Raw genomic sequence first — 13,496 nt, 5'->3', positions numbered from 1 at the left:
AGCAACAAGAAGCCGGCCTACAACGCCGTGCTCGACGCGCTGAACAACGCCGGGCCCGGCCCGACCACCTCGCCGACCTCCACCCCGACCTCCACGCCGACGACGCCTGAGGGCACGGGGCCGATCAAGGGCGTCGGCTCCGGCCGCTGCCTGGACGTGCCCAACGCCAGCACCACCGACGGCACCCAGCTCCAGCTGTGGGACTGCACCGGCGGCAGCAACCAGCAGTGGACCTACACCTCGGCGAACGAGATCAAGGTCTACGGCAACAAGTGCCTGGACGCCGCCGGCACGAGCAACGGCGTCAAGGCGCAGATCTACAGCTGCTGGGGCGGCGACAACCAGAAGTGGCGCCTCAACTCCGACGGCAGCATCGTCGGCGTGCAGTCCGGCCTGTGCCTGGACGCGGTGGGCACCGGCACCGCCAACGGCACCCGGCTCCAGATGTACTCCTGCAGCGGCGGCAACAACCAGAAGTGGACCTGGACCAGGTAACCACAGCCCAGACAACCACACGCAGGCAGCCGCTGCCTGACTGACCGCAGCGAGGAAGGCCGCTCCCGGCGACGTCCGGGAGCGGCCTTTTCTCGTCCTCCGGCATCGGTCAGTTTTCAAGAAGCCAATGCCGCGAACAGTTCCCTACGATGAGATTCATCACCAACAAGGTACGCATCAGGAGGAACCTCGCAATGAGCAACAACAAGGGCGGCACGTTCGACGGCTTCACCGAGGAGGAGCGGGCGGCGATGAAGGAGCACGCCCAGGAGCTGAAGACCGCCGCGCGCCGCGGCTCGCGCGCGTCCAAGGCCGACGGGGAGCAGGACGTGCTCGCCAAGATCGACGAGATGCCCGACCAGGACCGCGTCATGGCCGAGCGCATCCACGCCATCGTCAGGGAGAACGCGCCGCACCTCACGTCGAGGCTCTGGTACGGGCAGCCCGCGTACGCCAGGGACGGCAAGATCGTCTGCTTCTTCCAGCCCGCGAGCAAGTTCAAGACCCGCTACGCCACGCTCGGCTTCAACGACGCCGCGGCCCTGGACGAGGGCACCATGTGGCCCTCCGCCTTCGCCCTGACCGAGCTGACCGACGAGGCCGCCGAGCGCGTCGCCGCCCTGGTGAAGCGGGCGGCCGGCTGAGAACCGCGTGCCCGGCTCCCCCGCCGCGCCGCGTCAGCCACCGGCGTGCTCCCGTAGCCAGCGGGTCCGGTGGCGGAGCGCCGCACGGCGGGCGAGCGTGACCGCGTGCGGCGGCACGCTCTCCTTGGCCAGCTCGGCGAGCCGGTCGCCCATGCCGGCGACGAAGGTGCGCCCCAGCTCGGTGAGCCGACCGCTGCCGAGCAGCACCGGCACGGTCTCCGCGGCCGCCTCCCGCCAGCGGGCGAACTGGACGTGCGCGCTCGGCCTCGGGTCCAGGTGCCGCTGCCGCTCCCAGAACGCGGCGACGCCCATGAAGGCGTAGGTGCCGTGCAGCAGCCCGCGCAGCGGCCGGGGGTCGGCACGCCAGGGGGCGTAGTAGCGCTCCCCGGTGTCCGGGGCGACGAGCGGGAACAGGTCGATCAGGGCGGAGAGCTTGACGTGTTGCACCTCGTGGGCGAGGGTCAGGGCCGCGTCGAGCGCGCCGGGGGGCCGCGACAACGCGATGCCGCCGAAGCAGGCCCGGCTGGAGGCGCTGCGCATCCGTCGCCCGGCCGGGGCGAGGGGGACGAGCACGGAGACCAGGCGGCCGACCTCGGCCGCGACGGCCAGGTGGTGGGCGAGCAGGAGGTTCCAGCCAGCGGTCAGTGGCCCGGTCCAGCCCGCGAGGCGACCCGGGGTGAGGCGGCGGGCGAGGCGGGCGCCGGGCGGGAAGCGGAAGGGGTCGAGGTCGTCGAGCAGGACACCGGGCGGGGCGTCCAACGGCCATACCCGGCTCACCTGGGCGGAGCGGCCGCGCGCCTCCACCCCGCCGCCGGGCCGGATGCGCAGCCGGGCGGTGCGGGCCCGGGGCAGGGTGAGACGGCCCACGCCTGGCAGGTGGATCACGCCGCTCCCGGCGGGCAGGTCCACGGCGAGCTCGACCTCGCCGAGCAGGGCCGCGCCTGCCGCCAGGGCCGCCATGCGCCGTGGCTGCGCCCCGCCGCACCGCTCCGGCGGGTCCCCCCGCCGGAGGTGCCACAGGGTGCGGACGGCCCACGCGCCCACGGCCGGATAGCGGACCACCCGGGCGGCGGCGTCGGGCGCGGCCCGCTCGACCGCCGTGATCAGGTCGTAGGCGTCGCGGGTGGCCGCGGCCTGCGGATGCCGCCGGCGGACCGCCTCTTCCAGGACGAGCCCGAGCAGGAGCAGGTGTTTGCTGTGCTGGGCCCGCAGGAGCAGGTCGCACGCCTCGGAGGTTCCGCGGCCGTGGGAGAGGTCGGTGATGACCCGCGACGGCACGGCGAGCGGGCGAGGCGTCATCTCGCCCCCGTCCGCAGCTCGTCCAGGTCGCGGGCGAGCGTGTCCCGGATGTGGGTGATGACCTGGAACAGGTCGCGGCAGTAGGCGGAGGGGTGGCGGAACCCGCTGCCCGGCCGGTAGCGGTGCGCGGGCAGGCCGCCGCCGCAGACCCGGTGGACGGGGCAGCGCAGGCAGGTCTCGCTCGGCTCGGGGGCCAGGCGGGGCAGGTCGTCGAAGGAGTGCCGCAGCACGGTGAGGCCGGTGGCGGCGGCGCTCTCGTGGGACGACTTGAGCGAGTCGGACCACTCGATCTCGCCGTCGGTCTCGACCACGACGACGCGCGAGGGGGCGCCGCCCAGCCCTTCCGCGTGGGGGCGCCCGCCGAGCAGCCCGCGCATGATCTCCTCGAAGATCCGGATCCGGGTCTCCAGCCGGTCGGCCCGGTACCAGTGGTCGAAGACGGCGACCAGCCAGTCGCCGTAACCGGCGCGGGGCGGGTTCCCCCAGTTGGCGTGCGGCAGCAGGAGGTCGAGCGCGGGCGGCCGGGAGGCGAGCAGGGCCCGGTAGGTGACGAGCGGGTCGTTGGCCGGGTCGACGACGCACAACAGCCCGGCGTACAGGTGCCGGTAGGCGGGCGAGCCGAGCAGGCCCAGGGCGCGGGTGACCGCCGCGTGGCTGCCGCGCCCGGCGTGGTCGCGGCGGTGCCGGTCGTGGGCGAGCCGGTCGCCGTCGAGGCTCACCCCGACGCGGACGCCCAGCCGGTCGAACAGGCGCAGGTAGGGCTCGGTGAGCAGCACCCCGTTGGTCTGGATACGCATCCTGGCCGGCGCGCCGGCCTCCCGGCGGATCTCCGTGACGGCCAGCTCGATGAGCGAGGGCCCGGCCAGGAGGGGCTCGCCGCCGTGGAGGATGACGTTGACGTAGGGCGGGCGGTGGGCCCGGACGTGCTCGCCGATCTTTTCCGCGGTCCGTCTCACCACGTCGTCGGGCATGTGCCGCGGGCGGAAACGCCAGCGCTGGTCCGCCGAGAAATACATATAGCAGTAGTCACATGCCAGGTCACAACGGCTGTGTATTTTGAGCACTATGTCCTGTAAATGGCCAGCATCAGACAAGTGTGATACCCCTCGCCGCACACCTCACCGAAGCGTATTACACAGGCCCTTCTTTGACCAGAATCATTGATCTATTCTCGGAGGGCAGGCGCCTGGCGAACGGAGGCGGCACCGTGGGCGAGACGGGTGACGATAGACTTCGTTCGGATCTCGTCGATCTCACCGGCCTGAGCCTCGCGGAAGTGAAGGATTTGTCCCCGGCGCTTCTGGCCGTGCTGGGTCGCCTGCTCCTCGAACTCGATTCCCTCGAGGATCCGTACTTCGTCGATCACCAGTCGAGCGCGCCGGGGTGATGATGGTTGAGCCGCCAAGCCACCCTGGGGTGGTAATCGCCTTTCATTCTCCGCGTACGGGAATCGGCCGCACAATGGCGCTGGCCAACGTGGCCGTACTGCTGGCCTCGGGCGGCATGCGCGTCCTGGTCGTGGACGCCGATTCCGGCGAGACGGCATATAAGCGCTATCTTTCCCTTAATTTCGGTTTGCCGGATCGGGTGCGGCTTCGCGACGTCTACACGCTGGGCAGCGAGAACCGGCACGAGGCCACCCGCCTGGCGCGCCTGATCGGCGAGATCACGGTGCCCGTTCCCCTCATTCCCGGAAATGTCCGATATCTGCGGCTCGACACCCAATCAACCGGCCTGGCCGAAGAGCTGGGAGCCGCCGGAGAGCGGACGTTCGTCGAGTGGCTGCGCGAGGGCGTACGCGCGGCGGAGTTCGACTACGTGCTGGTCGACTGCCCGGCGGGGCTGCACGGGCCGGCTCTGGAGCTGGTGGCCGAGCTGTCGGACGTGATGGCGGTGTGCGTGCCGCCTCCGGGGCCGGCGATCAGGGAGGGCGCGGCGGCGGCACGCAAGCTGCGGCGCCCCTCCGGCGGGCCGAAGATCGTGCCGGTCCTCCTGCGCGCCGACAGCCGCGCCGTCGAGGAGCTGCGGCGGTCCAGGGAGACCTGCCAGCGGGAGTTCGGCGCGCTCGCCGGCGCCGTGCTGCCGGTCGAGATCCCTTACGTGGCCAGATACGCCTACAGCGAGGAACTGGCGGCCGTCACGGAGCCGCCCGGCCGCTCCGACGGGCTCAAACCGGCCTTCGAGCAGCTCGCCCGGGCGCTGACCGACGGCCGCTACACCGCGCTGGCCGACGTCACCGTGCTCTACAACCCCGCCTACCGCGACTGGGCCGAGTGGATCGAGCACCGGATCGAACGGCACGGCATCACCGTGACCCGCGCCCGGCTGGGCGCACCCGTCGAGGGCGCGCGGCAGAGCGGGCACGCCGTGCTGGTCGTCTCGCCCGCCGGGCTCGACCAGCACGAGACCGAGCGCGTGCGGGCGCTGCTCGGCCCGTCACTGCGGTCCCGGCCGAAGGTGTGGCCGGTCCGGCTGGACGACGAGGAGTTCCCCGCCGAGCTGGCGGACGTGCCCTCCGTGGACCTGCGCGGCCTGCTGGAGGAGGACGCCGCCCTGGAGCTGCGGCGCCGGCTGGGGCTGACCGGGCCGGAGCCGATGCGGCTGGCCGAGCCGGCCGCGCCGCGCTTCCCGCGCGACCCCACGACCACCAACGTCCGCGGCCGCAACCTGTCCTTCGTCGGCCGGGACGACCTGCTCGAACGGCTCCGCGACGACCTGGCGGCCGACCCGGTCCGGCGCTGCCTGCTGCACGGCCCGGCGGGCCTGGGCAAGTCACAGGTGGCACTGGAGTACTGCCACCGCTTCGGCGGCGTCTACGACCTGGTGTGGTGGGTGTCGTGCGGCTCCGGCGACCTCCACCGGCGCGACCTGGCCGCGCTCGCCACGACCCTGGGCCTGCCGGCGGCCAGCGACCCGGTGACGGCCGTGCTCAGGCACCTGGACTCGACGGCGGGCCGGTTCCTGCTCGTCTACGACGACGTGCCGGACCTCGCGCGGCTCCCCCAGGCTCCCGCGACCGGGCACCTCCTCGTCACCTGCCGCGAGCGCGAGCACTGGAGCCCGCGTGACGCCGAGTTCGAGGTCGGCCCCTTCACCCTCGGCGAGGGCACCGCGCTCATCCGCAAGCTGCTGCCCGCCGCGCCGGCCACCGGCGCGGCGGAGGTGGTCGACACCGTGCTGGCGCGGCCGATCGCCGTGCACCTGGCCGGGGCGTGGCTGCGGCAGGCGGCGGCCGGCGAGCGGCGGCTCGACCGGCACGTCGCGGAGGCGGCCCGCAAGGCGGCCAAGGACTTCCTGATCGCCTACGAAGCCGAGTCCACCAAGTTCCCCGACGTCGTCGACGCCGGCTGCCGGGCCCACCGGGTGACGGTCGAGCTGGCCCTGCGCGGCCTGGAGGAGCTGTTCGGGCCGGGCGCGGTCTGGCTGGTCGAAGCCTGCGCCTTCCTCGCGCCGATCGGCGTGGACCTGCGGCTGCTGCGCTCCGACCCGATGCGCCAGGCGCTGAAGCGGGCCGAGTCCCGGCTGGCCGATCCGATCATGATCGACGCGGTGTTGCAGGCCGTCGACCACCTCGGCCTGGCGGGCGTCGACCTGGGCCGGGGCGAGCCGTTGCGGATGCATCCGGTGGTGCAGGAGCTGGTCCGCGCGCGGCTGGAGCTCAGAGGCACGGCCGGACGGCGCAGGCAGGAGATCCAGGAGGTGCTCGCCGCCGTCGCCACCCGGGGCGCCACCGACCCGCGGATCCACCTCGCGCTCGCCCCGCACGTCATCCCGGTCGACGCGATGACCAGCCCCAGCCACTCGGTACGCAACTGGGTGGTCTCGCAGGTCACCTACCACTGGGAGCAGTTCGACACGGTCAACTGGCACCTGGCCCGGCAGATCGGCGACCCGGCGCTGGAGGCGTGGTCGCAGTCGGGCGACGACCGGGTGTTGTGGGAGCTGCACGCCGTGCTGGCCGACGTCCACCGCATGCTGGGCAAGCACGCCCGCGCGCGGGAGCTGGCGCAGACGGCCCTGCGGGAGCAGTCCCGCACCCTGGGCGCCGAGCATCCGCGGACGCTGGTGACCGCCATGACGTACGCCGTGGCGCAGCGCGCGATGGGCGCCTTCGACGACGCCTACCTCTGGGACCGTGCCGCGCTGATCGGGCTGCGCGAGCTGTACGGCGCCGACCACGCGCTGACCGGCAGGGCGATGAACAACGTGGCGGTCTCCCTGGCGCGCACCGGCAACCCGCGCGAGGCGATCCGGTTGGCCGAGGAGCGGGTCAGGCGGCGCACCAGGATCTTCGGCGAGTACGACTCCGACGCCCTGTGGACCCGCTGCAACCTGGCCGCCTACCTCCGTGACGCGGGCGAGTACGAGCAGTCCAGGCGCGTCCTGTCCGAGGTCCAGAACTACCTGGGCTTCGTGGCGAAGGAACACCCCGAACGACACCAGAGCCTGTGGTTGCGCACCCGCGCCGGGCTCGCCGTCTCCCACCGGCTGCTGGGACGGCCCGACGACGCGTTCGACTTCGACCAGGAGGCGCTCGAAGGCTTCAGGCACGTCTACGGCGACGGCTTCCTCGGCACCCTGATGTGCCGGGCCAGCCTGGCCGCCGACCTGTTCGCCCGCGGGGAGACGGCGAGGGCCGTCGCGGAGGCCGAGACGGTCGCGCGCACCTTCGACCGGCTCTACGGCAGGCATCCGTTCACCCTCGCCGCCGAGAGCAACCTGGCCGTCTACCTGTGCGGCGACGGGGCCCGCCACCAGGAGCGGGCGCTGAGACTGAGCGGCTCGGCCTGCGACGGCCTGACCAGGGCGGTGGGCGCGCGTCACCCGCACACGCTGGCCGCCCTGGTCAACCACGCCTCGGTGCTGGTGGAGGCCGGCCGGCTGGAGGAGGCCGCCGAGGCGGAGGAGCGGGCCGCGCAGCTCCTCGCCGACATGCTCGGCCAGGAGCACCCGCACGCCAGGCTGGCGCGACGGAGCCTGGACGACATCCGCGCGCGGCTCGACGACCCCGCCGCGCAGCGGGGGGAGCGCGGCCACATCGACATCGAGATTCCGGGCATGTAGGAGCGGGAGTGAACTCCACGGTGGATGTGCGCAGGGCGCCGCACGCGGAGAGCCCGGAGTCGGGCTACGACGCGCTGATCGAAGCCTGCGCGGCGGTCTTCGAGCGGGGCGGGATCGACTACCTCGCCCATTTCGGCAACGGGCTGTTCAACGTCTCCCTCAGCCGCGACCTGGCCGCCTCCCCCGACGCCCTGTCCATGTACGAGCTCAGCTGCCGCCAGCTGGTGATCCTGACCGAACGTTACGACCGGCTGCTCCAGGGCCTGCACATGGGCGATCTCATGCACCTCGTGGTCGCCTCGCCCGATCGTGCGCTGGTCTGCTGCCGCATCAGGCCGGGCCAGTACCTCGTGGGGGTGAGCGCGGCGGACGACCAGCTCGACCGCAGGGTCTGCGACGCCGCGGTCGCCGTCAGGGCGATCTACCACCTGCCCGACGAGATGATGGGCGGCAGACGGGACCTCCCGCTCGACGACGACCCGACCCCCGGCATCCGGCTGCACCGCGGCGGCGACCCGCCCGAAGCCTTCCTCCGCCTGGTCAACGGCCAGGACCTGCACTACGCCGGCTGCTTCAGGCAGGGCGGGCGGCCCTGTGCCGTGGACGCCTTCCCTGAGCTGGGCACGTGGTTCTCCGACATCGCCCGCGAGACGCGCCGTGAGATCATCGAGCAGTTCGGCAGGACCCTGCGCCAGGAGCTCGCGCACCTGTGCCACGCGCTGCGCCTGGTCATGGAGGGCCCGGTGGAGCGGCTCGTCCTCGACGTGCAGGAAGGCGCCCTCTACGTGCTCGCCCCGGCCGGTGCGGACGGCGGCCTGCTCGTGGGTCTCACCCTCGACCAGTACGAGGTGGACCGCGCCGAGCGGCGGCTGCGCAGGGTGCTGGACTCCTGCTGATGGCTCCGCGGTCAGTCGTGCGGTCAGTCGTGCGGGCGCGGCCGTCGATGGCGCGGCTGACCCAGCTGGTCCTGCTGGCGGCGGCGGGCGCGTTGTTCGCCGCGACGCTCGGTACGGGGCGGATCGAGGCGGCGCCGTACTATCCCTTCTTCGTCGCGTGCCTGCTCGCGGTGGGCCTCTACGCCAGCGCCTCGGGCATCTCCCGCGAGGTGGTCGGCGACCTGCGCCTGGTGCTGGTCGCCGTGTCCGTGGGCGTGCTGTGCAAGGCGGCGCTGATCGCCGGGGTGATGTGGCTGGCCCTGGGACAGCCGGTCGCGATCGTGCTCGGCGTCGCCGTCGCGCAGATCGACCCCCTCTCGGTCGCCGCGATGACCGCCGGCTCGCGGCTGTCGCCGCGCGCCAGGGCCATCCTGATGGCCTGGGCCTCCTTCGACGACCCGGTCACCGCCCTGCTGATCGTCTACTCCTCGGCGCTGGCTCTGGCCTGGAGCGGCACCGGCGGGCAGGTGATCGGCGGGCCCGCCGGCGCGGATCTGGCCGCCTACGGGCTCAACCTCGGGGCGAACCTGCTCCTCGCGGGCGGGTGCTTCGCCGTCGGATGGCTGGCGCGGCGCTGGGGGCTGACCCGGCGGCGGTTCTGGCGCCGCTGGGGCACGGCGGTCTCCGTGGTGGCGCTGGTCGCGCTCCTGGCCTTCGCCGCCGCGACCTTCCTGATGCTGGGCGTCGCGCTGGTCGGCCTGTTCTTCCGTCCCCCCGCGGCGGTACGGCTCGGCGCCGTCACCACGGGCGCCTTCTGGCTGGCCACCTTCCTGCTGGGCATGCTGCTCGTCCGGGGCGTCGCGGTGGTCCACGGGCTGGTGCTCGGCGCGGCCACCTTCCTCGCCCAGGTGGTGGTGGGCCTGGCGATCACCTGGCGGCTGCCGCGCAGGGACCGGATCCAGCTCGCGCTCAGCCAGCAGAACGGCATCACCGCCATCGTGCTCGCGCTGACCCTGGAGCCGTCGTTCCCCCGGATCTCCACCGTCATCGCGCCGGCGATCCTGGTGATCAACACGATCCACATCGTGGCCGACGAGGTCGCCGCCCGGGTGCTGGGCGGAGCGGAGCGAACCGCCCCGTAGGCCACCGCGAGCCGTCCCGGCGGCTCAGGCCGGCCCGCCCGCGCCCAGGACGATCTGCTCCGCCGCCGTCCGCACCCGCTGGCCCAGGTCGTCGAGGGCCTCGACCGCCTCGTTGCGGCGTGCCCTGCGCATCGTCTCCTCGGCCGGGCTGAGCCTGGGCATGAAGGGCGCCTGGCGGGCCTGGGCCTCCAGGTGCAGCAGCGGCAGGCGCTCGGCCAGCGTGGAGTAGGTGCGGCAGGTCAGCCTCAGCAGCTCGTGCTCGCGGAACCCCGGCTGCCCGCCCGCGGCCCGGACGCTCTCCATCCAGTCGGCCACCGCCGTCGCGAAGCTCTCCAGCAGCCTGCCGTACAGCTCGACGGCCCCGACCAGCTCCATCGTCGCGCGGCCGAGCGAGGGCGGCTGGACGGGCCCGCCGCCCGCGCCCTCGAAGGCGGCCTCGAACGGGTCACCGGGATCGGCCAGCCGGGCCACGGCGATGATGGCGGCGTCGAACAGGCGGCGCACCTCGTCCGGCAGCCGCTTGGTGACGCCCGGACGAGCCCCGGACGAGCCGGGCTCCGCGCTGTCCAGCGCGGCGAGGCGCTGGCCGGTCAGGTCGCTGGCGCGCTCGGCCTCGCTGCGCATCTGCTCCAGGAAGCCCTGGGTGTAGGAGTGCATGCGGCTCAGCTCGTCCAGGCGGCGGCGGATGCGCCCCAGCTCGCCTTCCCTGGCCACCGCCTCCAGGCGGACCTGCGCCTGCTGGACCAGCTCGCGCAGGGAGTCGCGGAATCCCGGCGTGCCGTACGCCAGGGGCTGGCGGCCGGCGACCGCGGCGACCTCGTCACGCAACGCCTCGGACAGGAACCCCCGCACGACGGTGATGAGCTCGGCGTTACGCAGCTCCGTGGCCCGGTCCCGGTGCGCGCGCAGGTCGTCCGGCTGGATCAGGTTCTCCTCGATCAGGACGGCGATGCCGGAATGCCCGAGCGGGAGCCAGAAGTCCGCCCCCCGCTCCCCCGTGACGAACCTCCAGCCGGCGGCGCGCAGGGTCTCGCGCACCGCTTCGGTGACGCTTTCCACGCTGGTGCCGGCCTGCCGGCGCCTGATGGCCTCGTGCACGTCGGGGACGGTCACCGGACGCTCGCGCGCCGAGGCGCTCCAGACCGCGGCGCACAGCTCGATGGCCTGCCGGGGCACGCCGCCGGTCAGCTCGATCACGTGGTCGGCGACGTCGCGGGGGAACAGGGCCGCCTGGCGGCCGAGCGCCTGGACGATGTAGGTCACGAGGTCCTCGCCGCTGAACGGGTCCAGCCGTACCGTGCGTGACCGCTGCAGCAGGCTCGGCGGCATGATCTCCTGCGCCTGGGGCGAGGCGCAGAAGACGAACAGTCCGCCGCTCTCGATCATGATGTTGACCAGGCGCTCGGTCGCCTGCAACGTACGCTGCTCCCGCTCGTGGTCGGCGCCGCCGAGCAGCTTGTCGAACTCGTCCATGATCAGCACGAAGCGGAATCCCGCCCGGCCGTACAGGTGCGCCAGGACGCCCAGGACGTCGAAGGCGGTGGTGGTGTCCTCGCCCAGCCGGGTGACGCCGCGCGCGGCCAGCTCCGCCGACGGCGGGCCGCCCGTCAGCCAGCGCCAGACGTCCTCCTCGTGGCGGGGGATCAGGGCCAGCGTCAGCGCCGTGCTGAACCGGCTCAGCTCCGTGACCGAGCCGAGCAGCCGGTGCAGGGTGTCGTGCAGGGTGCTCTCCACCAGCCCGAAGTGGTCCACCACCTTCTCCGGGTCGAGGCTGCCCGACCGCAGCCCGTCGACCAGCTCCTCGGCGCCGGGCGCGCTGACGAGCGTGTCGGCGACCACGCCGGCGTAGTAGTCCTTGATCCGCTCGTAGAGGTCGAAGCGGTCGAGCTGGCTGGAGACCCGGCTGCGGTGGAAGCCGGGGTCGGGGCTGTCGACCGTGACCAGGCGGAGCTGGTCGCGTTGCTCGGCCCGGTGCAGCGCGTCGGCCAGCCGCCGGGCCACGTGGGTCTTGCCCATGCCCAGCCTCCCGACGATCGTCAGCGCCTGCCACCCGGCCGGGACCTCCTGGCCGAGGTATCCGTACAGGTGCTCCTCCGCCTGCGCCAGCGCGGCGGTCTGCACGCTGGGCGGGATCGGCAGGTCGCCCGGCCAGGCGCGGTAAGGCGAGAGCCTCGCCACGGCCGCCTGCGGAAAGGCGTAGCTGCGGGGCTGGGGTGAATGCACGATCTCGCTCCTGTCCCTGGCCTCGTTTCGCACGTCACCTGTAGAGCGCGTTACTGTTCCAGGTGCGTTCGAAATCGCTCTTCAGCACCCTGTCCCTATCTTGACTCTTGACGTGCTCGAAGGTGTCGAAGAGATAACACTGGAGGGACCGGATGGACCGGAGATCATGGCGGTTGCCGATGATGTCGCGGATTTCCTCTCGGCCCGGTTCGAGAATGGTGTCGAGGCTGTAGCTGACCGACGCCAGCCGGGCTTCGATGAACATCAGCGCGTCTTTCTTGGTGGCCTCGCCCAGCTCCAGCCGGAGGTGCCAGGCGCTGTCCCGGTAGACGGTGGTGCACAGCCGGCTGATCTCGGTCGTCGCGGTCTCGGTGAGGAAGATGAAGTTCCCGCGGTGGCGGGCCAGCCATTCGTACTCGTCGAGCTGCCTCTTGCTGGAGATCGGCGGCAGCAGCACGAGGGCGACGAGGTCCTGGAGCATGCGGCCGGACAGGTCCTGGTAACCGGCACGCGCGTCGTGGGCCCGCGCGGCCCCCTCGGCCAGGGGAACGCCCAGAGAGGCGTGCACTTTCGTGGCGGCGGTCCGGTAGACCGCGAGGAGGTCGTCGGGGCTCTCGCCGCGCGCGTCGATCTTCACCACCCCCGGGCTGCGCTGGCGGTTCTCGGTCAGCCAGTGCGCGCACCGGTTGGCGAGCGAGGTCTTGCCGTAGCCCGACTCGCCGGCGATGGTGATCAGGCGCCCGCCGGTGAGGTCGAGCCCGGGGAAGGCGAAGAACTCCTTGAACTTCTGGTAAGCCTGCTCGGTGTTGTCGATCGGGACGTAGAGCTGCGTGTGCGCGGCGGCCTGCCACTCGCACAGCGGGATGTCACGTTCCCAGACGGGGGTGTCCGTGGGCAGCCGGAAGGGGTTCTCGATCATCACGCCCGCCCCCGTCGCAGGGCGCTGCGGACCGGCCGGGTGAGGGCCAGCGCCAGCCGGTCGAGCTCCGCGGCGTACGCGGAGAGTGCGGTGGTCATCGCCTTCCCGGCCCGCTCCCGGTAGCCGGGGGACGCGCCGCGCCAGCCCAGGAAGGACGGCTCCGCCAGCGGCTCCTGGTCGAGCCGGTCGGCCAGGCCCCTGGCCGCGGGCCAGGACGGGTGGATCACGGCGACGAGGGAGAGCTGCCGTTGGAGCTCGCCGCGCCGGACGGTCACCTCGCCGCCGCCGCCGCCGTCGCCGCCGTCGGCGACGAACGTCACCACCGAGCGCTGGAACTCGGCGAAGGCCGTGCGCAGCGCGGTCGCGTCACGCGCCCCCCGGTCGACGGCGGCCCGCCAGCCGGTGGGCAGGAAGCCGAGCAGCGCCCCGATCAGCACCGGGATCAGGAGCTCCGCCTGCTTCTGCCACCAGGACGTGGACTGGGGCAGGCTGCCCTCCGGCCGTGCCTGGTAGAGCGCCTGGCAGGCCCGCTTGAAGTCGGCGGGGCGGGAGGCGCGCCAGTCTTCGAGAGCCAGGGAGCGGCCGTTCACGGATAACCGGTCGGCGGTGTCGTGCCTGCCCAATCCTAAGACGACCGCGGACCTGGCCAGCTCGCTCCGCATCGGCGGCGCCAGGCAATAAACGGCCAGCGTGTCGTCGGCGTCGGCAGGCGTACGAAAGAAAGGCATAAAAGCTGTAAATCCCGCGAGTGTCAGGCCCGCAGCCTGAAATGTTCGCCCCCTCCGCATATGTCCCGTCTCCTATGCCTGTCCCCACTTCTCCGGCAATCACATGA

Annotated in this window: 11 protein-coding genes; 6 read left to right on the top strand and 5 right to left on the bottom strand. The window is 72.7% G+C overall.

The features are described from left to right. The coding region (locus AB0H75_RS40460; protein WP_367805428.1) for a ricin-type beta-trefoil lectin domain protein at positions 1-495 on the top strand (495 nt) is incomplete at its 5' end. Positions 496-689: 194 nt separating this feature from the next. Beyond that, positions 690-1,139, top strand: coding sequence for an iron chaperone (locus tag AB0H75_RS40455; RefSeq protein ID WP_367805426.1), 450 nt, complete (start codon positions 690-692; stop codon positions 1,137-1,139). A 33-nt stretch (positions 1,140-1,172) separates the two neighbouring features. Here the strand turns inward: AB0H75_RS40455 and AB0H75_RS40450 are convergent, their stop codons facing one another. After that, a complete protein-coding gene (locus AB0H75_RS40450) occupies positions 1,173-2,438 on the bottom strand; it encodes an HEXXH motif domain-containing protein (protein ID WP_367805424.1) in 1,266 nt (421 codons plus the stop codon). Next, positions 2,435-3,502, bottom strand: coding sequence for an FxsB family cyclophane-forming radical SAM/SPASM peptide maturase (locus AB0H75_RS40445; protein WP_367805422.1), 1,068 nt, complete (start codon positions 3,500-3,502; stop codon positions 2,435-2,437). The genes AB0H75_RS40450 and AB0H75_RS40445 overlap by 4 nt, the downstream gene beginning before the upstream one ends. A 143-nt stretch (positions 3,503-3,645) precedes the next feature. Between AB0H75_RS40445 and AB0H75_RS40440 the strand changes: the two genes are divergently transcribed. The 4 genes from AB0H75_RS40440 to AB0H75_RS40425 are packed head-to-tail and all read left to right on the top strand — an operon-like array spanning position 3,646 to position 9,519. After that, positions 3,646-3,825: a hypothetical protein gene (locus AB0H75_RS40440; RefSeq protein WP_367805420.1), complete on the top strand. Its 180-nt coding sequence runs from the start codon at positions 3,646-3,648 to the stop codon at positions 3,823-3,825. Continuing rightward, entirely contained in the window at positions 3,825-7,502 is a 3,678-nt protein-coding gene (gene fxsT, locus AB0H75_RS40435; RefSeq protein WP_367805418.1) for an FxSxx-COOH system tetratricopeptide repeat protein, read from the top strand. The genes AB0H75_RS40440 and fxsT overlap by 1 nt, the downstream gene beginning before the upstream one ends. Positions 7,503-7,510: 8 nt before the next feature. Beyond that, positions 7,511-8,398, top strand: a complete 888-nt coding sequence (locus AB0H75_RS40430; RefSeq protein WP_367805416.1) for a hypothetical protein — start codon at positions 7,511-7,513, stop codon at positions 8,396-8,398. After that, positions 8,398-9,519 carry a hypothetical protein gene (locus AB0H75_RS40425; protein WP_367805414.1) on the top strand — a complete coding sequence of 374 codons (1,122 nt, stop codon included), beginning with the start codon at positions 8,398-8,400 and terminating at the stop codon, positions 9,517-9,519. The genes AB0H75_RS40430 and AB0H75_RS40425 overlap by 1 nt, the downstream gene beginning before the upstream one ends. A gap of 24 nt (positions 9,520-9,543) precedes the next feature. Here AB0H75_RS40425 and AB0H75_RS40420 read toward each other — a convergent pair whose 3' ends face one another. Genes AB0H75_RS40420 through AB0H75_RS40410 form a run of 3 tightly spaced genes read right to left on the bottom strand, consistent with a single transcriptional unit; the run spans position 9,544 to position 13,389 of the window. Then, the gene (locus tag AB0H75_RS40420) at positions 9,544-11,742 is read right to left on the bottom strand and encodes a hypothetical protein (protein ID WP_367805412.1); all 2,199 of its coding nucleotides are present in this window, start codon (positions 11,740-11,742) and stop codon (positions 9,544-9,546) included. Positions 11,743-11,776: 34 nt separating this feature from the next. Next, a complete protein-coding gene (locus tag AB0H75_RS40415; protein ID WP_367805410.1) occupies positions 11,777-12,661 on the bottom strand; it encodes an ATP-binding protein in 885 nt (294 codons plus the stop codon). Then, positions 12,661-13,389, bottom strand: a complete 729-nt coding sequence (locus tag AB0H75_RS40410) for a hypothetical protein (RefSeq protein ID WP_367805408.1) — start codon at positions 13,387-13,389, stop codon at positions 12,661-12,663. The genes AB0H75_RS40415 and AB0H75_RS40410 overlap by 1 nt, the downstream gene beginning before the upstream one ends. Positions 13,390-13,496 lie beyond the last annotated feature (107 nt).

It is taken from the genome of Nonomuraea sp. NPDC050783 (genome assembly GCF_040802095.1).
GTDB lineage: Bacteria > Actinomycetota > Actinomycetes > Streptosporangiales > Streptosporangiaceae > Nonomuraea.
The sequence above is the reverse complement of the archived record's forward strand: the minus strand, read 5'-3'. Positions and strand labels throughout refer to the sequence as shown.